29 protein-coding genes are annotated in these 22,925 nt (G+C 37.8%); 5 read left to right on the forward strand and 24 right to left on the reverse strand.

Going from position 1 to position 22,925, the window contains the following annotated elements; genetic code table 11:
- Positions 1-52 precede the first annotated feature (52 nt).
- Positions 53-1,063: a DNA polymerase III subunit delta gene (holA, locus tag AC4G3K_RS03555; RefSeq protein WP_491132492.1), complete on the reverse strand. Its 1,011-nt coding sequence runs from the start codon at positions 1,061-1,063 to the stop codon at positions 53-55.
- A gap of 305 nt (positions 1,064-1,368) precedes the next feature.
- Between holA and AC4G3K_RS03560 the strand changes: the two genes are divergently transcribed.
- Positions 1,369-1,503 (forward strand): YqzM family protein, encoded by a 135-nt coding sequence (locus tag AC4G3K_RS03560; protein ID WP_491075911.1) that lies wholly within the window; start codon positions 1,369-1,371, stop codon positions 1,501-1,503.
- 48 nt (positions 1,504-1,551) lie between these two features.
- Here AC4G3K_RS03560 and AC4G3K_RS03565 read toward each other — a convergent pair whose 3' ends face one another.
- The 4 genes from AC4G3K_RS03565 to AC4G3K_RS03580 form a co-directional block, all read right to left on the reverse strand.
- Complete coding sequence (locus AC4G3K_RS03565) at positions 1,552-2,676, reverse strand: DNA internalization-related competence protein ComEC/Rec2 (RefSeq protein WP_491132493.1); 1,125 nt, start codon at positions 2,674-2,676, stop codon at positions 1,552-1,554.
- A gap of 11 nt (positions 2,677-2,687) precedes the next feature.
- A complete protein-coding gene (locus tag AC4G3K_RS03570) occupies positions 2,688-3,851 on the reverse strand; it encodes a ComEC/Rec2 family competence protein (RefSeq protein ID WP_491132494.1) in 1,164 nt (387 codons plus the stop codon).
- Between the two features lies 1 nt (position 3,852).
- Positions 3,853-4,422 carry a ComE operon protein 2 gene (locus tag AC4G3K_RS03575; protein ID WP_491075913.1) on the reverse strand — a complete coding sequence of 190 codons (570 nt, stop codon included), beginning with the start codon at positions 4,420-4,422 and terminating at the stop codon, positions 3,853-3,855.
- 78 nt (positions 4,423-4,500) lie between these two features.
- Positions 4,501-5,151, reverse strand: a complete 651-nt coding sequence (locus AC4G3K_RS03580) for a helix-hairpin-helix domain-containing protein (RefSeq protein ID WP_491132495.1) — start codon at positions 5,149-5,151, stop codon at positions 4,501-4,503.
- 96 nt (positions 5,152-5,247) lie between these two features.
- Here AC4G3K_RS03580 and comER point away from each other — a divergent pair, with 96 nt between their 5' ends.
- Positions 5,248-6,078, forward strand: coding sequence for a late competence protein ComER (gene comER, locus AC4G3K_RS03585; RefSeq protein WP_491075915.1), 831 nt, complete (start codon positions 5,248-5,250; stop codon positions 6,076-6,078).
- A 113-nt stretch (positions 6,079-6,191) separates the two neighbouring features.
- Here comER and AC4G3K_RS03590 read toward each other — a convergent pair whose 3' ends face one another.
- The 8 genes from AC4G3K_RS03590 to AC4G3K_RS03625 are packed head-to-tail and all read right to left on the reverse strand — an operon-like array spanning position 6,192 to position 11,218.
- On the reverse strand, positions 6,192-6,944 hold the full coding sequence (locus AC4G3K_RS03590) for a class I SAM-dependent DNA methyltransferase (RefSeq protein ID WP_491132496.1): 753 nt from the start codon (positions 6,942-6,944) through the stop codon (positions 6,192-6,194).
- Complete coding sequence (gene rsfS / locus AC4G3K_RS03595; protein ID WP_491075917.1) at positions 6,941-7,294, reverse strand: ribosome silencing factor; 354 nt, start codon at positions 7,292-7,294, stop codon at positions 6,941-6,943. Before rsfS ends, AC4G3K_RS03590 begins: the two co-directional genes overlap by 4 nt.
- Positions 7,295-7,867, reverse strand: coding sequence for a bis(5'-nucleosyl)-tetraphosphatase (symmetrical) YqeK (gene yqeK / locus AC4G3K_RS03600; RefSeq protein WP_491132497.1), 573 nt, complete (start codon positions 7,865-7,867; stop codon positions 7,295-7,297).
- Positions 7,836-8,423: a nicotinate-nucleotide adenylyltransferase gene (locus AC4G3K_RS03605; RefSeq protein WP_491132498.1), complete on the reverse strand. Its 588-nt coding sequence runs from the start codon at positions 8,421-8,423 to the stop codon at positions 7,836-7,838. The genes yqeK and AC4G3K_RS03605 overlap by 32 nt, the downstream gene beginning before the upstream one ends.
- A 33-nt stretch (positions 8,424-8,456) precedes the next feature.
- Complete coding sequence (gene yhbY / locus AC4G3K_RS03610; RefSeq protein ID WP_491075920.1) at positions 8,457-8,750, reverse strand: ribosome assembly RNA-binding protein YhbY; 294 nt, start codon at positions 8,748-8,750, stop codon at positions 8,457-8,459.
- Entirely contained in the window at positions 8,751-9,581 is an 831-nt protein-coding gene (gene aroE / locus AC4G3K_RS03615; RefSeq protein ID WP_491075921.1) for a shikimate dehydrogenase, read from the reverse strand.
- Between the two features lie 12 nt (positions 9,582-9,593).
- Complete coding sequence (gene yqeH / locus AC4G3K_RS03620; RefSeq protein WP_491132499.1) at positions 9,594-10,700, reverse strand: ribosome biogenesis GTPase YqeH; 1,107 nt, start codon at positions 10,698-10,700, stop codon at positions 9,594-9,596.
- Positions 10,701-10,702: 2 nt separating this feature from the next.
- A complete protein-coding gene (locus AC4G3K_RS03625) occupies positions 10,703-11,218 on the reverse strand; it encodes a YqeG family HAD IIIA-type phosphatase (protein WP_491075923.1) in 516 nt (171 codons plus the stop codon).
- Between the two features lie 384 nt (positions 11,219-11,602).
- Between AC4G3K_RS03625 and AC4G3K_RS03630 the strand changes: the two genes are divergently transcribed.
- Positions 11,603-11,734, forward strand: a complete 132-nt coding sequence (locus AC4G3K_RS03630; RefSeq protein WP_491076241.1) for a sporulation histidine kinase inhibitor Sda — start codon at positions 11,603-11,605, stop codon at positions 11,732-11,734.
- 62 nt (positions 11,735-11,796) lie between these two features.
- Here the strand turns inward: AC4G3K_RS03630 and AC4G3K_RS03635 are convergent, their stop codons facing one another.
- The 3 genes from AC4G3K_RS03635 to sigK all read right to left on the reverse strand — a co-directional run bounded on the left by AC4G3K_RS03635 (position 11,797) and on the right by sigK (position 15,809).
- A complete protein-coding gene (locus tag AC4G3K_RS03635; protein ID WP_491132500.1) occupies positions 11,797-12,576 on the reverse strand; it encodes a phosphatidylserine decarboxylase in 780 nt (259 codons plus the stop codon).
- A gap of 185 nt (positions 12,577-12,761) precedes the next feature.
- A complete protein-coding gene (locus AC4G3K_RS03640) occupies positions 12,762-15,008 on the reverse strand; it encodes an MMPL family transporter (protein WP_491132501.1) in 2,247 nt (748 codons plus the stop codon).
- 84 nt (positions 15,009-15,092) lie between these two features.
- A complete protein-coding gene (sigK, locus tag AC4G3K_RS03645) occupies positions 15,093-15,809 on the reverse strand; it encodes an RNA polymerase sporulation sigma factor SigK (RefSeq protein WP_491075926.1) in 717 nt (238 codons plus the stop codon).
- Positions 15,810-15,977: 168 nt separating this feature from the next.
- Between sigK and AC4G3K_RS03650 the strand changes: the two genes are divergently transcribed.
- On the forward strand, positions 15,978-16,142 hold the full coding sequence (locus AC4G3K_RS03650) for a YjcZ family sporulation protein (protein ID WP_491132502.1): 165 nt from the start codon (positions 15,978-15,980) through the stop codon (positions 16,140-16,142).
- Positions 16,143-16,537: 395 nt separating this feature from the next.
- Here the strand turns inward: AC4G3K_RS03650 and AC4G3K_RS03655 are convergent, their stop codons facing one another.
- The 3 genes from AC4G3K_RS03655 to mtnN all read right to left on the reverse strand — a co-directional run bounded on the left by AC4G3K_RS03655 (position 16,538) and on the right by mtnN (position 17,988).
- Positions 16,538-16,672 carry a YrzI family small protein gene (locus tag AC4G3K_RS03655; protein WP_491075928.1) on the reverse strand — a complete coding sequence of 45 codons (135 nt, stop codon included), beginning with the start codon at positions 16,670-16,672 and terminating at the stop codon, positions 16,538-16,540.
- A 206-nt stretch (positions 16,673-16,878) separates the two neighbouring features.
- Positions 16,879-17,091, reverse strand: coding sequence for a YrhC family protein (locus AC4G3K_RS03660; protein ID WP_491132503.1), 213 nt, complete (start codon positions 17,089-17,091; stop codon positions 16,879-16,881).
- A gap of 201 nt (positions 17,092-17,292) precedes the next feature.
- The gene (mtnN, locus tag AC4G3K_RS03665; protein WP_491132504.1) at positions 17,293-17,988 is read right to left on the reverse strand and encodes a 5'-methylthioadenosine/S-adenosylhomocysteine nucleosidase; all 696 of its coding nucleotides are present in this window, start codon (positions 17,986-17,988) and stop codon (positions 17,293-17,295) included.
- Between the two features lie 151 nt (positions 17,989-18,139).
- Here mtnN and AC4G3K_RS03670 point away from each other — a divergent pair, with 151 nt between their 5' ends.
- Entirely contained in the window at positions 18,140-18,346 is a 207-nt protein-coding gene (locus AC4G3K_RS03670; protein ID WP_491132505.1) for a DUF2536 family protein, read from the forward strand.
- A gap of 335 nt (positions 18,347-18,681) precedes the next feature.
- Here AC4G3K_RS03670 and AC4G3K_RS03675 read toward each other — a convergent pair whose 3' ends face one another.
- The 5 genes from AC4G3K_RS03675 to udk all read right to left on the reverse strand — a co-directional run bounded on the left by AC4G3K_RS03675 (position 18,682) and on the right by udk (position 22,923).
- Positions 18,682-18,855 carry a hypothetical protein gene (locus tag AC4G3K_RS03675; RefSeq protein ID WP_491132506.1) on the reverse strand — a complete coding sequence of 58 codons (174 nt, stop codon included), beginning with the start codon at positions 18,853-18,855 and terminating at the stop codon, positions 18,682-18,684.
- 34 nt (positions 18,856-18,889) lie between these two features.
- Positions 18,890-19,567 carry a YrrS family protein gene (locus AC4G3K_RS03680; protein WP_491132507.1) on the reverse strand — a complete coding sequence of 226 codons (678 nt, stop codon included), beginning with the start codon at positions 19,565-19,567 and terminating at the stop codon, positions 18,890-18,892.
- A gap of 86 nt (positions 19,568-19,653) precedes the next feature.
- Positions 19,654-21,435: a peptidoglycan D,D-transpeptidase FtsI family protein gene (locus AC4G3K_RS03685; RefSeq protein WP_491132508.1), complete on the reverse strand. Its 1,782-nt coding sequence runs from the start codon at positions 21,433-21,435 to the stop codon at positions 19,654-19,656.
- Between the two features lie 119 nt (positions 21,436-21,554).
- The gene (gene greA, locus AC4G3K_RS03690; protein WP_491075935.1) at positions 21,555-22,031 is read right to left on the reverse strand and encodes a transcription elongation factor GreA; all 477 of its coding nucleotides are present in this window, start codon (positions 22,029-22,031) and stop codon (positions 21,555-21,557) included.
- Positions 22,032-22,290: 259 nt separating this feature from the next.
- A complete protein-coding gene (gene udk / locus AC4G3K_RS03695; RefSeq protein ID WP_491075936.1) occupies positions 22,291-22,923 on the reverse strand; it encodes a uridine kinase in 633 nt (210 codons plus the stop codon).
- Between the last annotated feature and the right edge of the window lie 2 nt (positions 22,924-22,925).

The raw sequence follows: 22,925 nt of genomic DNA on the forward strand, positions 1-22,925 counted from the left end.
AAGGTATCATGCCATTGCCATGATACCTTTCGTTTCAACAGGTACTTAAATTTTAGGATTTTAATATAAACAGCTCTAAAAGAATTTCTTTATCACCTGCACCACTCTTCATTCTATAGTCGAGTTCGGCTAATTCACCAAGAGCACGCAATAACTTCATATCAGAAAAATCATTTACACGCTTCAGAGCCAGTTTAACCGGATAAGGGCTCATTTTTAATTTAGATGCGATTTGCTGGAAACCGTATCCTTGCCCCGATAACTTTTTAACCTGTAAAATAATTCGATATTGACGAGCGATGGCAGCCAATATTCGAATCGGTTCTTCTTTTAATATCAATAGTTCTTTGTATAACTGGACGGCTTCTTTTTTTTGGCCGTTCATAATATAATCGACCAAATCAAAGACATTCTGGTCAAAACTTTTAGGAACAAGTTTATTGACCATCGACTTGTCAATCTCCTGTTCGACTGTCGCATATAAAGCGAGCTTTTCTAATTCTCCAGCAGCCATCATTAAATGATTCCCCGTTAGGGATAATAAGGTTTCCACCGCATCAGGTGAAATTTTCACTCCTAAAGATTTAGCATTTGCCATTAACCATTTCGTTAATTCCTTTTCATATAAAGGTTTTGCTTCCAGGACAGCGGAATTACGCTTCAATTCTTTTGTTATTTTCTTCCGCTCGTCCAGTTTTGGATACGGGGCAATAAAGACGGCAATCGAAGTTGGTGAAGGATTAGCCAAATAACTTTCCAATCGCTTCAAATCATGATCGACCTTTTCTTTTTTTCTTTCAGCTGTTAAAAATGTGGGATTATGTAAAATAACCACCCTGCGCTCCCCGATGAACGGTAAAGTTTCCAATTCTTCTATTGCTAATTCCACAGGAGTTTCTTCTAAATCAACTGTTGCCAAATTAAACTCTGCTTCGTCCTCTGATAAAGCATGCTCACAGATCAATGCTTTCGTCTTTTTTATAAAATACTCTTCTTCCCCATATAATAGATAGACAGGACTAAACCGTTTACTTTTAATTGCGTTCCATAAATCTACTACCACAATAATCGCCTCTGTTTATAATTTGCTCCTTCCATCCTAATCGTAGCCATCCATTTTGACAAGTATTACAATAGGAACCGGAAAAAATATCCGGTTCCCACAATCTATATCAACGCCTTCTTGCCGGCCCCGGGACACCAAACAAAAAAGCGAAAAAGCGCTATAGATCAACCTCAATTTCAATTTTTCTGTTTTATAAGGATACATTTATCTGTAAAACATAAGGATATATTGATATAAATTGGAGATTGTGGATTTTTTTTACTAAATGTTCTATACTGAAAATGTGGTCGGGGGGTGGATTAATGAACGAGTTTGAAAAGAATGTACAATCAAAGACAAATGACGTGTCAGATTCCATCATGGGATTTGTTGTATCATTTGGTTTTTTCGCTACAATGTTTATTATTGCTATGGTCATACAATTAATCGGTAAATAGTTCATTTCTTCAAGCGGCCTCATGGCCGTTTTTCATTTCCTACATATTCTATGGACTTTGAATAGAAAGCGTTCCATCTTTTTTGCTCTTATACCTATACTGAATACTGCCCTGCAAATCCGTTCTGTAAATGATGATCTCTTCATCATGGAGCAATTCAATGACTTCCTCATGCGGGTGCCCAAAGCGATTATCTCTACCTGATGATATAACAGCGATTTTTGGCTCTACTGCTCTTATAAACTCTTCTTGAGTTGAGTTTCTGCTGCCATGATGACCCACTTTTAAAACGTCAGCTTTCAGATTCGTTTTATTTTGCAGCAGTTTGGTCTCTCCGGGCTCTCCCAAATCTCCAACAAGCAACCAATCTATTTGGTTGATATGTGCCTTCATCACAATTGAAGACTCATTCTTTTCTTCAACCTTATCTACCGGCGATATAACAGTAAATTTAGCGTCTCCAACACTCCAATCCATTCCGGCCTGCACTTCTTTGATCGTAATTTGACGGCTAATCGCTTTTTTTATTATTGCTGTCTCCCGAAACTCCTTACGTTGTTCAAATGGAATCAAAATTTCATGAACCTTCAATGCTTCTACGATGGCGCCAGCACCTCCTATATGGTCCTGATCCGCATGTGTAAGTATTAATTTATCAATCACCTTAATGCCTTTACTTTTTAAATATGGCAAAATAATATCATCTCCGGGATCAAACTGCTTTTTTTGCAATGCCCAGTTCTCCTTTCCAAATAGAGTGGCGCCACCCGTATCAATAAGATAGTTCCCTTCATTATGAGGCAATTGAATGAATGTCGCATCTCCCTGCCCCACATCTATAAATGTTACCTCTCCTTTTTTCGAGAAAAGCTGATGGTTATATTGATAACAGAGCAACAGTAACGTTATCAGGCAGACGGTGATGAGCCGTTTTGAGTGAATCTCTATTACAATTAAAATGAATACAAAACAAAGCACGATCAATACCAAGATCAGATTGGAAGGTTTACCAAATAAAAGGGTGGTAACAGGCAAATCTGACATAAACGCTGTTGATTTCTCCAATAAAATATAAATCGTATCCAGCAGCTGCAAGGCAGGATGAGTTAAAAAATCAACATTCACGAATAGATGAACACCAATCGTTAGAGGAAACAATAAATAGGTAAACAACGGAACATAGATTATATTGAAATGAAACTAATGAGGGAAATTTCATAAAAATAATAGAGAATGATAGGAAGGGAGATGATTTGACAGATTGTTGTCATAATCAGGAGGTTTGCTACTGGTGAATGAAACCCTCTCTGAAAAATTCTCGTGGACAGAATCAGCCCATATGTCAGCAAAAAAGATAGTTGAAAGCCTATTTGAAATAATTGGAATGGATTGATGAGCAAATATCCCATTAAACATATTGTTATCGTCTTAAATGCAGTCAAACGCAATCCGATAAACTGACCAAACATAAAGACTGCAGCCATTACGCATGCTCTGACAATCGACGCTGACAAACCGGTAATGACTGCATAAAACGGAAGCAAACAAGCCAGTAATAAGTAGGTATGACTGCGAGTTAAACCAATCCGTAAAAAGCTATAAAACAAAATAGCTGCCACTAACGCAACTTGCATTCCAGATAAGGCCAATATATGAACAATCCCAAGCTTTTTAAATTGGTTATACATATCCTCCGATATATCCGCTTGTTCACCAAAAATAAGTGCTTTAGTAAAACTGCCCGAGCTGTCTGAATATAACTCGTCAATTCGCTTTAACTCCCGCTCTCTCATTTGAGACAGTTTTACAAACAAATTACCACTTTCTGTGGATATATCTTCCTTATCTTCGATTTTCAATATCCAATGGGCTCTCTGGAATCTTAAATAGTTAAAAAAATCAAATCCGTTTTCGACTGTCGCATGAGTTGGTTTTTCCAGATTCCCAGTTACACGGAAGGTTTTTCCGGTAAAGATCATATTATTAAGTTCAGTTGCCTCTCCCTCATGATCCATCCGATAAGTAATCCAAATATGCTCATTATTTGATAGTTTAGCGAGACCGCTAACCTGGTCTCCATTAATCTTAGGGTAAGTAGAAAAACTAATTTGGAGATGTGTCTCCTCACCGGTCAAGAGACTAGTATTAGATTGATTCCAAAAATAGCTATGCAGACAAAAAATAGCGAAGATGACAAATAGGAGAGACGATTGCTTAAACGGAAATTTTTTTAAAATGAAACAAAATGTGAGGATCAGTAAAAGTAGAAAGGATTTATTGATATAAATGGGTGCTGCAACCCCTAATACTGTGATTACAGCACAATAAAATAAAAACCGATTGCTCATATCACTCAAATTGCGGGAACAAGTTTACTGCCTCATCCATATAACGAGCAAGTTCTGAGTCAGATGCTCCTCTTTCTTTCAGCTCATTAATAAGCTCCATTACAAAGTTCATTTTCTTTGTATCATGGAAATCAACCCATTTTTCATCTATCATCACTTGTTTAACCAGTACGCCCGCCTGCTCGAATAATTCTTCAGCATATGGATGATTCTTATAGGCTTCTGCATAATAAATCTTTTTAATTCCCGCTTGGATCAAGGCTTTACAGCACTGCAGACAAGGGAAATGAGTAACATATATCCCTGCACCCTCAGTTGGCACTCCAAATTTAGCACACTGCAATAAAGCATTCATCTCAGCATGAATGGTCCGAACACAATGGTTGTCAATAACATAGCAACCTTCATCCACACAATGGACGCCACCAGCAATCGAACCGTTGTACCCACCGGCAATAATACGATTATCTCTTACGACTGTAGCTCCTACCATCAACCTTGTACATGTACTTCTTAATGCGAGTAAGTGGCTTTGTGCCATAAAATACTGATCCCAGGAAATACGCTCCATTTCTCTCTCCTCTTTCTAAAACAATTAGCTTTCCTACACTTTAACAAGAATTATATAGAATAGACAACCATTCTTCTCTTACTTTACAGTTATTAATTCCTTTAGCTTTTCGAATGTTTTATCTCCTATACCTGTTACTTCTTTCAGATCTTCTACATCCTTAAATGTTCCGAGTTCTTCCCGTTTCTGCAAAATAGCAGTCGCTTTGCTTGGGCCAATTCCCGGAAGTTCCTGCAATTCTTCGGATGTGGCTTTGTTTAAATTGATTGTACCATCTGCCTTGTCTGCCGCTACATCCCCGGAATTTTCCACTGCATTTTGGTTGGTGGTATTATCCACCACTTCCCCTTTTGTCGGGATATAAATAACCATCTCATCTTCAACCAGTTGTGCCATATTCACTTGTTTACTGTCAGCCCCATTTTTAAAACCTCCTGCCTTTTGAATAACATCTGTCACCCGGTCTCCTGTTGCAAACTCATATACTCCAGGTTTTTGGACAGCGCCTTTCACATCAACCTTATAAGTTGTTACTGTTTCAGGCACAGTCGCCGGCTTTTCAATTTCCTCATTCTTTACTTCACTCTCCTCCGTCCAATTGATTGCACTTTCCTCCATTTGCCCTTCTTCACTTTGTGTATTCCAAAAAAATAGTGCAGCACAGGCTACTCCAGCACCTGCTAGTAGTATTCCATTTCGGCGGATAAACTGTACGATTTGATCATTCAATTGTTTCACGCTCCTCTTCATAATTATTGGTTGTTTGCATAGATTGGTTATAAACAATAGTGGATATCGGGATATTCATTCATAAGGAGGATTTATATGATTACCGGCATTATTGGCACAGGTAATATGGGGACCATCATGATTCAAAGCTTAATTGAGTCATCCGCAGTAAGAGCAGAGGATTTAGTAATTACGAACAGAACTTTACATAAAGCTCAATCCCTGGCTGCTCAATTTCCAGGAATCAATGTAGCCCATTCGAGTATTGAACTTGCAAAACAGGCTGATTTAATCTTTTTGTGTGTAAAACCACATGAAATGTTCCCTTTAATTGAGAACCTTGAACCTTATCTAACAGTAGAAAAATGTTTGGTATCGATTACAAGCCCAATTTCTATAAAACAATTGGAAGCTACGGTTTCCTGTTCTTGTGCCAGGTTTATACCTTCCATCACTAATCGTGCTTCATCAGGTGCTGCACTTCTGACATTCGGCGAATCCTGCCGTCCATCGTGGCGTAATTATCTTCAGGATTTATCATCCTTTATTTCAAAACCACTGGTAATCGAAAATGACTATACAAGAGTTTCTTCTGATATTGTAAGTTGCGGACCGGCATTTTTTAGCTTTATTGCGAGAAAATTCATTGAAGCTGCAGTTGACCATACTGGAATAACGACTGAAGCAGCCACCCAATTAACTGAATCCATGCTTATTGGTCTTGGTGAATTATTACATCAACAACACTACACATTGCCTGCTTTACAAGAAAAAGTTTGTGTTAAAGGTGGGATTACAGGTGAGGGGATTAAAGTATTAGAGAATGAATTGGGAGATGTGTTTAAACATCTCTTTCAGGCTACACATCGTAAATTTGAAGAAGATTTGAAAGGGATTGAAAATCAGTTTGGGGTTCCATACTATTAATAAATTCTCACATGGTTTGTAAAAATCCTTTATGAAAAGACACGTATTTATGAAAAATTTGTGTCCAATACGTAAAAAACCCAGGAACCAATACGTTTCCTGGGTTTTTATCTTTATTTTCTTTTACAAGCAAAAAAGATTCTTTCAGCCTTTTCAAGGGAATTTCCTCCGAAATCCCCCATCAATTCTACGATTTCGAATCCAATTTCATCAAGCCATGCTTTATACATTTCAATTGGGTATGTACGTTGAAAATGGTCCTCGTCAAACCTGCTATACGCATCAAGCTCCTGATCATATACAAAGAAAGTCAACTCATGCACAACACTGTGAGGCACATCCGTCCCCTTCCAAGCGTTCCAAATGAAAGAAATATCATCTCCGTTATCTGCATAAGTCTGATCATTAAAAAGGGTAGCCATTTTATGAACCGAATGGACATCAAATATAAATAAACCATCCTCTTTTAAATGATTCAAAACACCTGCAAATGTAGCCTTCACATCATTTTCATCGGCTAAATAATTTAATGAGTCACAAAAGATGACAACTAAATCATACTGCTCAAGTCCATCTAAAACTCTCATATCCTGATGATAAAACGGGATGTTCAACTGTTTCTCGTTTGCTTTTTGAATGGCAACCGCCAACATTTCTTCTGATAAATCGATGCCAGTTGGATGGAAGCCAGATTCTTTCAAACGGATAGCAAGCTCTCCTGTTCCACACCCAATATCAAGAATTAGTTTTTCACCTAATTGATATTTCTGAGCAATTTTCTCTACAAACTCAACCCATTCCTGATAAGGAGCATCTTTCATCAGATAATCGTAAACATAGGCAAAGTTTTGATAATTCAAATTCATAGATTAAAATCCTGCAAGGAAACTTCTGGGGCATCTCCCCATAATCTTTCCAATTTGTAATAAGAACGGTCATCCTTATGGAAAATATGCGCTACCACGTCCCCCATATCCACAAGAATCCATCGCGCTTCATCAAAGCCTTCCATACGACGCAATGTTGCTCCCGATTCTTCAACCTTCTCCTTCATTTCACGCGCTATAGCTTGTACTTGTTTGTCTGAGTTCCCATGGCAAATAATGAAGTAATCTGAGATTAAAGAAATCCCTTTCATATCTAAAACAAGAATTTCTTCCGCTCTTTTATCATCAGCAGCTTTTACAGCTACTTGTAATAATTCTTTCCCATTCATTTAGTTGCTCCTCCCTAATTGCATTGCAAGATCGTTATAGGCATGAAAGGTGTCTGGATAGATCCTTTGATTTTTTTTAATTAAAAATGTGATTGTATTGCCCATTGCCTGAAGCACAGCTTGATCCAAGCTTTCCATAGCCAAGGTTCTCACTTCATCTACTCCAGGGAAACTTCTCCCAGGCTCTATATAATCAGCCAAATATATGATCTTATCAAGCATACTCATCCCAACACAGCCAGAAGTATGGTTTCTGATTGCTGAAAGTATTTCCTCATCGTAAATATCTGCTTCTTTCTTAACTAAAACAGCTCCAACCGGCGCATGCCATACTTCTGAATTATAATCCAATAGGTCCGGTGGGAGATGCTCACTCTTTATAATTTCTACCATTTCATCCAGAGGACGGTATTTGGCATAGTCATGCAGGATCGCTGCCAATTTCGCTTTCTCTGTATCTGCACCATAACGCTCTGCCAATTCCTGAGCACTTTCCATAACACCCAATGTATGAATATATCTTTTGTCAGGCAATTGCTGCCTAACCAATTCCAGTGCTTTTTTTTGATCCATATAAACGATTCTCCTCAATATATAGCTTTACCGCTTCAGGCACCAAATAGTTAATTGTCTTTCCCTTGCTAATTTTTGTACGAATCCAGGAAGAGGAAACAGCAATTTCCGGAATATCCACCAATTTGACGGGATAGGATGTTTCCGTACTGTATCCCGGACGTCTAACGCCAATAAAGCGGACTAATTGACTCAATTGGTCTATATCTTTCCACTTAGGTAAGTATTCAATCATATCGGCGCCGATAATGAAATATATTTCTGAATCGCCTTCCCGTTCTTTCATAAGTTTAATGGTATCTATCGTATACGATGGTCCTGTTCTTTCCCATTCAATCGTATCAATAGTCAAATATGGATTCGTACCAATTGCTAAGGTAAGCATATCAAAGCGTTCTTGATTAGTCGTTGATGTTTTGGTTTTATGAGGGGGCACATTATTGGGCATAAAACGTATCTCATCTAACCCCATATGCTCCCTGACTTCATTAGCAATGATTAAATGGCCGATATGAGGTGGATCGAACGTTCCGCCCAAAATTCCAATTTTCTTCATATTGAGTGCCCCCTTCCCTGAATAAGAATTTAATTATGATGGCAGAATAATTTGTTTGTTTTCTCTGGATTCTTTATATAAAACAATTGTATTACCGATGACTTGAACCAATTCCGCACGTGCACCTTTAGAAAGCTGTTCAGCTACAGTATCACGGTCTTCTTCACAGTTTTGAAGTATGCTTACTTTTATAAGTTCTCTTACTTCCAAAGCCTCACCAATTTGTTTAATCATATTTTCATTCACTCCGCCTTTTCCAACCTGGAATATCGGTTGTAGGGAGTGTGCCTTTGAGCGTAAAAAACTTTTTTGTTTACCTTTTAACATTTATGATCCTCCTAATTGTTGTAAAACTAATTGTTTCATTCTTTCTGTATCCGGCATAACACCTGTCCATAACTCGAAAGCCAGTGCTCCCTGATTTACAAACATATCCACGCCGTTTTGAATCTTATTACCACGTTCTTTTGCCTCTTTTAATAATTTGGTTTCAAGAGGATTATAAATAATATCACATACAATAGCGTTTTGAGTTAATTTTCCCAATGATAGTGGTGACTCATTTATATCTGCCAACCCAACTGAGGTTGTCTGAATAATAATATCATATTGGCCAAGAGAACTTTCTGCCTCTTTCAGGCTAATGGCACTTGAGCTTACGGTACCCTGATAATCAGACAATAACTGTTCGGCAGAAGAAACTGTCCGATTGGCAAGATCAAGTTTAGCCACACCTGCTTTGGCTAATGCAAAATAAATTCCCCTCGCTGCACCGCCAGCTCCGATGATTAAAACGTTTTTATCATCTATTTGCGCTGTAAGGGAGAGCAGGCCTTTGATGAATCCAGGTCCATCTGTATTGTACCCATATAAACGCCCGTCTCTATTGACAACTGTATTAACAGCCCCAACCTCACGTGCAAACTCGTCCAGTACATCGATATAAGGAATAATAAGGCTTTTAAAAGGGACCGTCACATTAAAACCACCGGCTCCCAAAGCTTTTAATCCTTGAACTGCTTGTTGTAAATCAGTATCCTCCACGCAAAAAGGCAAATATACTCCACCTATCGAATATTTTTCAAATGCGTCATTATGAATAAGCGGAGACATTGAATGCTTAATAGGATTCCCTAATACGCCGAACAGTTTATTCATTTTACTCTCCCTTTAGATCAATGATTTACGAATTGTCACTTGTACCCCTTTTGGAACATGTGCCGCTATTACTGCACCCGGCTTATTAATTGTCACCCAGCCCAGACCTGAAAATACGATATCTGTTTTTCCTTCTTTTATAGAGAACTGATGAGCTACAAGTGGTGGGAAATCATCTAATTCAGAAGGATTCGGCGGCACCAATAAATCGCCTGCATGTGTTTTATACAGCTCATCCGCTTTTTCCAGTTTTGTCCGATGGATATTAAGATCATTAGACAAGTAACAGGTAAATGAATTTCTTTCGCCCTGGATAAAATCAAATCGAGCCAATCCGCCGAAAAAGAGTGTTTGTCCTTCATTTAATTGAAAAACTCTTGGTTTAATCTCTTTTTTCGGAGTAATTACTTTTAAATCTTCTTTGCCTACATAATGAGCCATTTGATGATGATTAATGATTCCCGGCGTGTCGATCAGTGCTTTTTCATCATCCAGAGGTATTTCAATGATATCAAGGGTCGTGCCCGGGAAGTATGAAGTTGTAATCACATTTTCTTCTCCGCTTCCCTGCTTAATAATTCGATTGATAAAGGTTGATTTCCCTACATTTGTACAGCCCACAACATATACATCACGCCCTTCACGCAATTCCTCAATGCGCTGCATTGCCTCTTCAATACCTTGTCCCTTGACACCGCTGACAAGCATGACATCAACTGGCTTCAAGCCCAGTTCAGCCGACATTTGTTTCATCCAGGCAATCAGCTTTTTAGGTTTCACGGATTTAGGCAGCAAATCACTTTTATTACCAATTAAAACAACCGGATTATGGCCGACGAATCTCTGTATACCAGGAAGCCAGCTTCCATTAAAATCAAAAATATCAACCAATTTAACGATTAAAGCCTCTTTACTTCCGATTCCATTCAAAATTTTCAAGAAATCGTCATCGGTTAAGGATACATCCTGAACCTCATTATAGTGCTTAAGCCGAAAACATCTTTGGCAAATGATTTGTTCCTTTTGAAGAGAGGAAGCAGGTGCATAACCAATTTTCTCCGGATTCTCCGTTTGAATGGCAACACCGCATCCTACACAACTTATTTGTTCCTTTTCCAATTCTAGTCCTCCCATGTTATCTGGCCTTTTTTACGGAACCATGTTAATATTCTGCGTTCAATTTTACGATTTATTTTAGTAGTCCATCCATCTGTTTGAGCAACAGGAACTACAAGGATTGTTTGAAATCCATTACGATTACCACCTAGTACATCAGTTAGAAGCTGATCACCAATTACGACTGCTTCTTCCCTTTTAATACCCATAATATCTACAGCTCTTTTGAAAGCAGCACCCATAGGTTTCTTCGCCCTAAAGATAAATGGAATTTGAAGTGGATCAGCAAACGATTTTACACGGAGTTCACTGTTATTGGATACAATGGTCACTTTAATTCCGTTTTTCTTCATCATCTCAAACCAAGTGATCAGTTCAGGCGTGGCAAGCGGGCGGTCCCATTCCACAAGAGTATTATCCAAGTCTGTAATAATCCCCTTTATCCCTTTATCTTTTAATTCCTGAGGTTTAATTTCAAAAATACTTTTAACATGCTGGGAAGGTAAAAATGCTTTTATCATTCTATACACCTCTATTATTCTTTCTCACCGCTATTCATCATAACGGATATTTTAATTTATGTCATAGCTAATTAGCTAAATTTGATGAAAAGTGTGGTCAAAATGGAAAACCTTTCGACATATTACGTCATTGCGTAAAACTGTGGATAAGTTTATTCACATCACTAACAACCCTTTTTCTTATATCCAGTACGATTTATTTCGTTCCTTAAAGATACGCACATGTTACCCACAAGTTATACACCTACCCTTGTGGATAACAGAACGGTTGTTCCGCTTGCTCGATTCTGTTAAATTAAGGATACACCAAGGCAAACTACTAATATACTGTCGTTGCCACCCATTTAGAACGGTAAATTGGAGGTGAAGCCGCAAGGCAAAATAATGCAAAAATTACCTGATGATCTGTTAATCGAATCTTACTACAAAGCCAGGCATTTAAACTTAAGTCAAGAATTTATCCGTCTTATCGAGAGAGAAATTGACAGGAGATCCTTATCTTATAGAATATTCTAAACTAACGCCACAAAATGGATGGTCATCTGTAGCCCTGGTCTAGTAACCAGGGCCTAATCTTTTTATTTTATATACCCTATAGTTTCTCCAACATGTACCGATTGCGGTAATTTTCCGGTTATGGATGGGCTGAATGTTTCCTTCTCAAACAATAGAACTACTGTTGAACCGAAAGAAAAATATCCGATTTCTTCCCCTTTATGCAAAGTATCCCCAGAATGTGTTCTCTCTATTGAATTAACAAACATGGCACCGACCTTAACTACTGATAGAAAACCACCAGGATGCCGGATTTCTGTAATCTCCCGATAATTTTTTGATAAGGGGTGTTTCCCTAATGTCATTCCCCACTTATTGACTGGATACGATTTTTGACCAAGGCTATACATACGCGTAACCATTCCATCCACAGGAGAATGGATACGATGGTAATGACTTGGACTTAAATAAAGAACCATATACCTTCCGCCCAAATATTTCTCCGTTTCCTTAGCACTCCCAAGCATCTCCTCTACCGAGTAAACCTTTCCTTTCACTTTAAAAGAGGAATCTTCTTGTATAACGCCACTGTCTTCCAATACAGCATCTACCGGACTGACGACAGTACCTTCATCACCATTTATATCGCGTGCGCCCTGCATTAAAGCCCTTGTGAAAAAGTCATGCAAGGATGTATATTCATGAATGGGACGGTCCATCTCATCCAGATTGATCAGATATTGCTTAGCAAATGATGGGATGATCCTTCTGCTTACTTTAGAATTAGCAAATTTCCTTAAAAGCGACGATGTCCATCTGCCATTCGTCAATTCAATTAATGATTGATATAATTTTTCCTTCACGTTCTTCACCTATTTTCCCTTTAGTAATAATGGGCACTTATACTTAAAAACCACTTGATTGATTAGAAAAGTAGCAAAAACACCCATGACGTACAGGGTGTTTGTCTCTACTTAGTTTACTATTCCTTTAAAGGAAGGGAAAGATTTTTCTTTCTGTTATGCAAAGTATATTATCCCTAAAACTCCTATTTCCTCTTTGCAGGCAGCGGAATCCACCAATTCCATTTCCCCATCATTTTCAAAAGAATGGGGACAAGGATTAACCGGATAATTGTAGCATCCAATAAAATCGCAACAGCCAGTGTGAAACCCAATTGTTTAATCTCTAGCACACGTGTCAGAATAAATGAAGTGAACACAATCATCATAATGATTGCAGCCTGGGTGATAAAAGGACCTGTATATTCGATACCCTTTGCAATTGATTCTTCATTATCCAGGGAGTTTTCCCATTCTTCTTTTATTCTCCCAACTAGAAATACTTCATAATCCATTGATAAACCAAACAATATAGCGAATGTCAAGACAGGCAAATAAGACTGTAAATATCCAGGTGATGTAAACTGGAACAGACTCTCTCCCCATCCAAATTGAAAGACAGCTACTGTCATTCCGCACGCCGCTGTTACACAAATAATATTTAAAAGTATAGCTTTTACTGGAATGAGCAAACTTTTGAAAGCAATTACCAAAAAACAATAGGAAATCATTAATATAATAAGGATGACAATGGGCGTTTTTTTCACCGTTTCTTCGTGTAAATCATTTATTTGTGCTGTAAATCCACCAATATAGAGAGTCCCGTCATTTACTTCTTTTTTGAAACGCTCACTTATTTTAGAGACAAATGCTTTTGCTTCAACAGAATCAGGTGCATATTTCAAGGTAATCATGAGAGGTGCTACATTAAAATCCTCATTTACCAAAAACTTGGTATAAGGCTTTAGTTCCGGCAGTTTGAATAATTCTAGCACTTCACTGGATTGATTGCCTGATAAATGATTGGTTAATTCCGTTATAGAAGAAATCATTTGGACCTCATCATAGGTTTGAAGAATATCCGTCATCGCAGCGATTCCCTGGAGCTCATCCATACTAAATTGATTACCTTTAGCTTTCTGTACCAATAGAACCGGTGAATATAAACCAGCAACAAATTCTCTCTCTAACAGTGCATTCCCCTTACCAGATGGATAATCCTTTAAGGCATCTTGATTAAGCCCTATTCCTAACTGGATCTTTAATAATGGTGTTGTGAGTGCTGCAAGAATTATCGTCGTACCAATTAAATAGGAAATGGAGTACTTCATGATATGTTTTGTCCATCTATACATATAATTTCTTGTCTGATTCGACTTTGTCTTCATAAATGGTATGGAAAAGCTATTCAAACGATGGCCCAGCAAACACAATAATGAAGGTAAAAAAGTAAGCGTCAGCAGTATTAGTACGAATAAAACAGCAAACGTGCCGATCGTTAGATTTAGAAATAATTTTGCATGAACAAGAGGAAGCCCTATTAACGAGATCATAACCGTCATACCAGATAAAAATATAGACTTTCCACTGGTGGCGATTGCTATGGCAATTGCCTGATGTGAATCTGTTTTTTGGAGTTCTTCCTTGTATCTCATAATCAGGAATAATGAATAATCAATTCCTATTCCAAGCCCTATCATCGTGACTACACTCGGTACAATAACATCAAAATCCTGGTACCCTGAAATACTTAAACATCCAAAGGTAATTATAACAGCCATGGCCCCCATAATAATCGGAATCATTGCTGCTGTAAGGGAACCAAATGCCACCAAAAGAACCACCAGGACAAAAGGCATTCCTATCTTTTCCGCAAAGGAAAGATCACGCTTTTCCATATGGGTCAAATCTTTTATTGTCGGAGTAGAGCCAGTCAAATATAGTTCCAGATCCCCCTTTTTTGAATCCAAATATGCATGAAGCCTATCAACTGTCCCTAGTATGTGTTCCTTATTTCCTTCAATGAAAAGTAAAGCATAACACGTGTGCAAATCTGATGAAATTTGGTCAGACCCCTCCATAAGCTGTTCTTCAAGTGGATGAGCAAGAACTGTTACCCCTTCTATTTCTTGAATATCAGCCAGTACATGATCTACATTTTCATAAAAATGATTTTCATTTATTGTCTGTTTATCGGAATGAAAGATAAGAAAATTCTGTTCACCCATATCTTTTGTAAATGTACGTTCTATTAATTTTTGAGTTAGTTCAGATTGTGATCCACTTACATCTAACTGCGGAGGTGCGAGATGATTAAAAAAAGATGGCATTAGCGATATCCCGCCAATGAATAGCAGCCCCCAAATAAACAAAATTACCTTATAGTATTGGGTTACCATGCAGCCGAATCGGTAAAAATAGGATGGAGAATCCTGAGGGTTAAATCTTTCCATATTGACACCTCAATTTCTTAAAAGCGTGTCAATATTATTTCCTTCCACCCAAAAAAACGGACAAGTATCTTTTGCCCGTTTTAACTATTTTTTCTTCCTTTTTTCCTTCTCTGCCCGATAAAATTCATGGAACATTTTCATTAAAGCTCTTTTTTCAATTCTCGAAACATAGCTACGGGAAATACCAAGTTCTTTCGCTATCTCTCTTTGTGTCTTTTCCTTTTTTAAATCCAGGCCAAACCTGCCAACGATCACTTCTTTTTCACGGTCATCAAGTATATCAATATATTGCTTTACTTTTTCAAGTTCCATATTAAGTTGGATTGTGTCAATGACATCCTCGGATTCAGATTTTAATATATCAAGCAATGATATTTCATTTCCTTCTTTATCTTGGCCAATCGGGTCATGTAAAGATACATCTTTCTTTGTTTTTTTTATCACTCGAAGGTGCATCAAAATTTCATTCTCTATACAACGTGCCGCATATGTAGCAAGTTTCGTGCCTTTGCCTGAAGAATATGATTCAATAGCCTTTATTAAGCCAATTGTCCCGATTGAGATAAGATCTTCGGTATCCTCCCCGGTATTTTCAAACTTCTTCACAATGTGAGCTACAAGCCTTAGATTATGTTCAATTAATAAATTCCTTGCCTCCGCATCTCCTTTCGCCATCCTTTCAATACATTCCCTTTCTTCCTTTGCTGATAACGGTTGGGGAAATGCATTGTTTTTCACATAGGAGACAAGAAAAACCAATTCTTTAATAAAATATCCAAATGCTGCTAAAACCCCTGCCATTAAAGATCAGCTCCTCACTGTTTCAAACAGTTAGATTATTAGAATGTATGACAACAGCCTCTATCCCTTGCATGTCCTTTAAGAATTAAGTTATTTATTTTATCCCCAATCCTTTGGGGGAATTTCCCCATACTATAGCAATAATCTAATGTATAAGGAGGTTTATTTATGTATCCTTATCCTTATGGGGGACCCAGTTTTGGCTGGGGCTGCCCTCCGCCACCCTGCCGAGGTGGGTTTGGAGCTGGATTTGCTATTCTTATCATTTTATTCATCTTATTATTCTTCTTTGGCTTTTGGGGTTTCTCTGCCGGCGGTTACTTTGGAACCTAATAGGGGAAAAACTTATGCTCTGCATAAGTTTCTCTATTCATGATTTTATAATTGTTATATCAGCAACAATAACAAGTCTGATCGTAATAACGGCAACACCCATTACAAATAATATATGGTAACCACCCCCTTATATTTCTTGATAACGAAAATTCAACATAGGGAGTTAGTCCCAATTAACTTGTTCTTAAAGAATAATTGATTATACTGTGCTATCAGTTTAGAATTATACGCTATCTTAATTAATCCAGAGATATTTAGATACGTTTAAAACAATATGATTTATCATAATTAACCCCTGCCATCCAAATAATAGGCATGTTTCAGCATGCTTGTAGCTTCTCTTTCCGTAAAAAACTTTAAGAGCTTTGCAGACTTTATAAAATTAGAATGAATTAATAAAATTTATTAATCATAATCGTTTTGCGATCAAGCATTTCATTTTCTGCTTGGCGTATTGAAACATATTCAGAACGATCTAACTTATTGGATTTAATTGTGACAGTGAACAGGATCATATTGATAGTCACTTGATAACCTCCTTGAACTATACCAATGTTTGTTTTTAGCACACTTTGTCAATATATTCATCACATCAACAAGGTAGAACTAAACTATAAAAAAATTCTATAAGTGTATTCCTTATTTTTACTGTCAGAGCCATGATAAGTAGATTTCTGTTACAACAAAAAAGCCAACTCACTATATGGAGTTGACCTATTATTTTTAGAAACTATTATTCTTCATCTTGTATTAATTTGGCGTATTTCATGGATAGAACAAAAAATATTGTAGATAATACCAATACGCCTACAGTAGCAAAAGTTAAATATTCTTTCACAACTTCACTCATGCCTTCTTTTGGTAATATGGATCCCAAAAAGAGAAAAACAGCAAACATAAGGAGCGTTGTACCAAAACGTTTATAATCTATCATTTTTTCTTTCAAGGGAACTACCACCTTCCAATCAAAAACTAGTAATACAGTAACATGATATTTCCCATCCTGCTAATGTAAATAGTGGAAAGCATTCCATTGCGTTAACTTGGCTATTCAATAGATTAGTAAAGTTCACGGAACCTTAACTATCTGAAAAGGGAATAATAAAAAGAGCTCTGTCTCGGCAGTATAAGACAGAGCTTTTAAATATTATACTAATTCTTTTACGATGCCCATTGCCAATTGAGCTGAATGCAGGGCAGCTTTTTCCAGGAATTGGTCAAATGATAGGTCAGATTCTTTCCCAGCAATATCACTTAATGCTCGTGTAACAACGAACGGAATATTAAATTGATAAGCTACTTGAGCAATAGCTGCCGCTTCCATCTCAACAGCCTGCAATTCCGGAAACTTTTCTCTGACAAAACGTACACGTTCTGGATCAGACATAAATACATCACCAGTCGCTATTAAGCCTTTTCCAACTCCTACTCCCTCAATGCTTCCTGCAACTTTCTCTGCAAGCGCTACCAGGCTTTCATCTGCAATAAAGGCAGCTGGTAATTGAGGAACCTGACCATACTCATAGTCAAATGCCGTAACATCTACATCATGGTGGCGCACCTCAGTTGAAATAACCATGTCTCCCACATTTAAGTCAGGGTTATAGCCACCTGCAGAACCTGTGTTTATGATATAGTCCGGCTTGAATTTTTCAAGAAGGATTGCCGTCCCCATTGCTGCATTTACTTTTCCTATACCGGATTTCAATAGTACAACATCAACGCCATACATTTGCCCGTTTGTATATTCTGTATTAGCAATTACAACAGACTCGGCATTCTCTATATTCTCACGCAAATACGCAACTTCTTCTTCCATTGCGCCAATGATAGCAATTTTCATCTATATAGCTCCTTTAAAATTAAAAGTTAATGACAATAGTATCATTCTACCACAATTCATCCTCAGAAACAGGTACTCATTTCTGTCTCGGAACTAGTGTATTCGTCGTATTTTTGATAGACTAAATTTGAAAATGAAGGAGGCGTAAAAAGTGGAATTTAAATTAGAACTGATTGAAGACAAAGTTGAATTTTTTGAGGCTTCTTCTTTGCAAGACCTTGAAAGGAAAATTCAACAAAAAATAGACCAAAACAAAGCAATCATGCTATCTGTACATAATATATCCTACCAAGTCTACACCACCCCCGAAGGCAAACCAACATACACAACAGCTGTGCACTATAAACTAAAAAGCTGAGGCGACTGGTCAGCTCCGACAAGCATAAGAGGAGTCACGTAGGGAGGCGATTTCCCTCCCGCAGTGGCTACACTTATGACTCGAGGAGCTAGGAGCCGAAGCTGGATTGACTAAAAAGCTGAAGGGCCTCGCTCAGCCGCGACAAGCATAAGAGGAGGTGTGAAGGGAGAGCGCTTTTCTCTCCCGCAGCAGCTACACTTATGTCTCGAGCGGTTAGGCCCTGAAGCTAGATTAACTAAAAAGCTGAGGCGACTGCCCAGCTCCGACAAGCATAAGAGGAGTCACGTAGGGAGGTGATCTCCCTCCCACAGTGGCTACACTTATGACTCGAGGAGCTAGGAGCCGAAGCTGGATTGACTAAAAAGCTGAAACGGCTGAATTAAGGAACGAAGACTAAGAACGCCACATCCTGTGGCAACGTCTTCATGACCAACATCTTGTTGTCCTCCGTTATGTATAAGAGGCGGCTCGCAGCAATCATAGTAAGCAAGTAAGCAAAAGGCTGCCAAGTTGGGCAGCCTTTTACAAGTAGTGATATTAGTATTAGCTTGCTTTATCATTCTTAAGGAGTTTTTCTACCTTTATTGGTTTCCATCCTTCACCATCAACCCATTGGATATACACACGATACGTGCTTGATCCATCTTTAGGTGATATGGTCCCAATGGCTTTATTTGGTTCACCGCCATTTTCTAAATACCATAGAGTCATATTACTTTGGTCGATGCCTGCTCCATAAGCAATAGCACGTTCCATTTCATTCCAATCCGCGGAACCTTTTTCATATTGTGTAACATGCTCTCCGCTTTGTTCTGTACCAACGGGTTTCCATGAAGGATCAGAGTATGCTTCTTCGACGTTTTCGTCAGATCCTTCTTCTTCAACTTTCTCTGATTCTACTGTATCTTCTTCTGTTTTTGAAGAGTCTTTATCTTTCTCTTCCTGACTTACTTCTTTCTCATCCTCAGTGGATTGCTCATCCTCGTTAGTTGCAGTTTCCTGGTTGTCATCTTCCTCTTCTTTATTACTGGCCGATTGTTCATTCGTAGAGTTTGTATTTGTATTCTGACTTACCGGTTCATCATTGTTTCCTAAAAATATAGCAGCTCCAACCACGATAATAAGGAGAATGACAACTGTAATCAGTATATTGTAGACTTTATTTACCTTTTTATCCTTACGTTTAGTCATACGCGAAGGATATTTATCTTGCCTATCCATATATACTTCCCCCTAATATTCTAATAAAGATTATTTTAACATGGATAGGTAAACACTAAAAGTTATTCAATTTTTCGTCATATTTTTTATTCTATGCCTCTTTTTTGATTAATTGCGTGGATCCCGTTTACCATTTGCAAATATAAAGGAGTTACTGCACCTGAATTTCCAGGTGTCTCTAAATTTACAATCACCATTGCATACTTTGGTTCATGAAACGGAAAATACCCGGCAAACCATTTATTATACATTTGTTTTGATTTATCTTCTTTTATACCAATTTCAGCTGTGCCTGATTTACCAGCAATCTCATACTCAGCTGTATATAGATTTCCTGCAGTTGCATTCTTTCCTGTAGTTGTTACCACCCCTCTTAATAATTGTTGTACTTTACTGGCTGTAATGTTCGAAATGGTTTTACCCTCTATCCCTTTTTCTTTAAAAGAGGCGATAGTTAATCCATCATGATCAACAGCTTTCGAGGCAGCCCTTACCATTTTCCTTTCACCCCCTCTGGCAATCGTAGCCATCATACTGGCTATGGCAAGTGGAGTTACTTTTACGTTTAATTGGCCAATTGAAGTATTGGCCACAAAATTATCGTCCTTCCTCATGGAGGATTCTGCCCAAATAACACCCGCTTTCTCTTCCGGCAGTTGTTTAATCACAGAAGTATGAAACACCCTTCCTGTCCATCCATTCATGTTGATTAAGCCGAGTCGTTCAGCATACTGTTCAATAAGATTTGGATTTTTCTTTGCCAATTCTTTTCCCAAAACTCCAAACACCTGATTGCTGCTTAAGGCAAAGCCTGTTTTAAAATCTATACTCCCGAGCAACCTTCCAGAATTTTCATCCACAGGCCGATTTAAATGATCCAAATTACCATTGAATTGTCTTCCGTCCAGAGATAATCCTTCTTCTATGGCGGCAGCCGCAATAACCGTTTTAAAGACTGAACCGGGAGTCTGAGGAGTAATCATTTGATTATGGTTGCTCATATCGTTTATTTTTTTATTCTCACGCGGCATGGAGACCATTGCCAAGATATCATTGTTCTCAACATCCAAAAGGATAATTCCGCCTTTTTTCAGCCCGTTATTCTCAGCTACTTCCTCCGCTAGTTTTTGATAATCCTGATCAAGGGTAGTTTGAATATTAATTCTTTCGCCAGATTGACTTTCATCTAAATAACGAACATCTATCCCAAACATAGGCAGGCCATTAGCCGCTTTATGATAAACCAATTTTTTACTGCCATTTCCCTGTAAAAAAATCTGGAAAGCTTTTTGTAATCCGGTTTTTCCTACTTTTGTTTGGTAATTTACCGGAGTATATCCATTTTCATTAGCAGAATCAATATCATTCTTATTTAATGTTAATGAACCAAGAAGATGTCCTGCTAGCGGATTAGAAATTCCCCCTAACTTCTTTACACCAATAATTCCCGGGATATGGAGATTGTTAATTTGCACCATTTGCACTTCTGTTAATTCTTTTATGGAATTGTCTTCAAAAATAAATGGTTCTTCTTCTTCCTTAAGCCTTTGCAGCAATAATTCTTTATCTACTCCAAGAATGGCTGCCACTTTATCTGCAGGCCATTGTAAATGTTTAACAAAAGGGAACATCACCAGAACTGCTTTTTCCTGATAGGATATTGGCTTACCCTCACGATCAAGAAATCCGCCTCTCCCATCATCCAATGTAATTTCATCGATTCGTTGTTTCACACTATTTTCTAATAAATTAACGCGATGCTTAGAATATTCCTTTGGCTTCACTAGCTGTATATGTATCAGCTGGGCTGTTAATAAGCTAAACAGTACCAGAAAACTGATTCCAATCCCTACTATCCTTTTTTTCATAAACACCCCCCCCTTACTCCTACCAGTTTCGACGGTACAAGCCTTTTTCAAACCAATACAGGACAAAATAAAAAAGCACCCAAATGGGTGCTTTTTTATGGCATACATTAAATTTCAAATTATTGAACGGATACGATAACGACTTCCATGTCCCCACCAGGTGTTGAAACCGTTACTTCATCACCAGGTTTTTTGCCCATTAAGCTGCGGGCAATTGGAGAATCGTTTGAAATTTTAGACTCAAATGGGTCAGCTTCTGCAGAACCTACAATTGTATAGGATTCTTCTTCACCGTCAGGCAGCTCTTTGAAGGTTACAGTTTTACCCAGTGTTACTATTCCATCCTTTGATGTACTGGATTCAATGATTTGAGCATTTCTAATCATATTTTCAATTGTTGTGATTCTTCCTTCAACAAATGCCTGCTCTTCTTTAGCAGAATCATACTCAGAGTTTTCGGATAAGTCCCCAAAACTGCGGGCAATTTTAATCCGTTCAACAACTTCCTTACGTTTAACGGTTTTTAAAAGTTCTAATTCTTTCTCTAATTTTTCTTTTCCCTCTTTAGTCATAGGGAATACTTTGTCAGTACCCAAAAAATTCCACTCCTTTTGTACTTTCACCATTGCACGAACTGCTATTAGGTGATCCATGTATATATATGCATTTAACAATTATGTATATACCCTTTTATTGGTATAGGAATTGCGCGTTCTCACTTGAACGCGCAATTGCACTCATTGTTAGCTTAGTTTCTTTTTATTGATTTGTCTATTAATTTTATCAAAATTTTTTAAAAAATGGATAACTTTTTTGTTATTCATATGGTAATATAATACAAAATCCAGAGAAATCTTATATCATTGATTTCTGTTCCAGGATAGTCTGGATTTTAGTTACCATTAAATCAATGGCCACATGATTATGACCGCCCTCTGGAATGATAATATCTGCATAGCGCTTAGTAGGCTCAATAAATTGGTTGTGCATAGGTCGAACCACAGATGTATATTGTTCAATCACAGAGTCAATCGAACGTCCCCGTTCCTTTATATCACGCATTAGTCGACGTATAATACGAAGATCTGCATCAGTATCAACAAATAGTTTAATATCCATTATATCGCGTAATCGCTCATCTTCAAGAACTAAGATACCCTCAAGGATAATAACATCCTTGGGTTCAACCCGTATGACTTCACTTGAACGTGTATGCATAGAATAATCATAAACTGGCTTTTCAATTTCTTCGTATTTGAGCAGTTTGTTAATATGCTCCAATAAAAGATCATTATCGAAAGCCAATGGGTGATCATAATTTGTTTTTAATCGTTCCTCAAAGGGAAGATGGCTTTGATCTTTATAATAATAATCTTGTTCAAGAATCATAATGGAATGGCCCTTGAATTGTTCATAAATTGCTTTTGTTACGCTCGTTTTCCCGGAACCCGAGCCTCCTGCAACCCCAATTACAATTGGTTTAGTCATTT

It is taken from the genome of Bacillus sp. z26 (genome assembly GCF_058313635.1).

Coding starts and splice junctions, on each gene's coding strand:
- AC4G3K_RS03575 (WP_491075913.1), bottom strand. CDS start 4,422: ATGGAGCGTATTTCCTGGGATCAGTATTTTATGGCACAAAGCCACTTA.
- rsfS (WP_491075917.1), bottom strand. CDS start 7,294: ATGAATGGGAAAGAATTATTACAAGTAGCTGTAAAAGCTGCTGATGAT.
- AC4G3K_RS03625 (WP_491075923.1), bottom strand. CDS start 11,218: ATGATAAAAGCATTTTTACCTTCCCAGCATGTTAAAAGTATTTTTGAA.
- mtnN (WP_491132504.1), bottom strand. CDS start 17,988: ATGAAAATTGCTATCATTGGCGCAATGGAAGAAGAAGTTGCGTATTTG.
- yqeK (WP_491132497.1), bottom strand. CDS start 7,867: ATGGATCAAAAAAAAGCACTGGAATTGGTTAGGCAGCAATTGCCTGAC.
- AC4G3K_RS03640 (WP_491132501.1), bottom strand. CDS start 15,008: ATGGAAAGATTTAACCCTCAGGATTCTCCATCCTATTTTTACCGATTC.
- AC4G3K_RS03590 (WP_491132496.1), bottom strand. CDS start 6,944: ATGAATTTGAATTATCAAAACTTTGCCTATGTTTACGATTATCTGATG.
- aroE (WP_491075921.1), bottom strand. CDS start 9,581: ATGAATAAACTGTTCGGCGTATTAGGGAATCCTATTAAGCATTCAATG.
- sigK (WP_491075926.1), bottom strand. CDS start 15,809: ATGGCAGGGGTTTTAGCAGCATTTGGATATTTTATTAAAGAATTGGTT.
- AC4G3K_RS03570 (WP_491132494.1), bottom strand. CDS start 3,851: ATGAGCAATCGGTTTTTATTTTATTGTGCTGTAATCACAGTATTAGGG.
- AC4G3K_RS03680 (WP_491132507.1), bottom strand. CDS start 19,567: ATGGATAGGCAAGATAAATATCCTTCGCGTATGACTAAACGTAAGGAT.
- AC4G3K_RS03560 (WP_491075911.1), top strand. CDS start 1,369: ATGAACGAGTTTGAAAAGAATGTACAATCAAAGACAAATGACGTGTCA.
- AC4G3K_RS03685 (WP_491132508.1), bottom strand. CDS start 21,435: ATGAAAAAAAGGATAGTAGGGATTGGAATCAGTTTTCTGGTACTGTTT.
- AC4G3K_RS03605 (WP_491132498.1), bottom strand. CDS start 8,423: ATGAAGAAAATTGGAATTTTGGGCGGAACGTTCGATCCACCTCATATC.
- yhbY (WP_491075920.1), bottom strand. CDS start 8,750: ATGTTAAAAGGTAAACAAAAAAGTTTTTTACGCTCAAAGGCACACTCC.
- AC4G3K_RS03650 (WP_491132502.1), top strand. CDS start 15,978: ATGTATCCTTATCCTTATGGGGGACCCAGTTTTGGCTGGGGCTGCCCT.
- udk (WP_491075936.1), bottom strand. CDS start 22,923: ATGACTAAACCAATTGTAATTGGGGTTGCAGGAGGCTCGGGTTCCGGG.
- comER (WP_491075915.1), top strand. CDS start 5,248: ATGATTACCGGCATTATTGGCACAGGTAATATGGGGACCATCATGATT.
- AC4G3K_RS03630 (WP_491076241.1), top strand. CDS start 11,603: ATGCAAAAATTACCTGATGATCTGTTAATCGAATCTTACTACAAAGCC.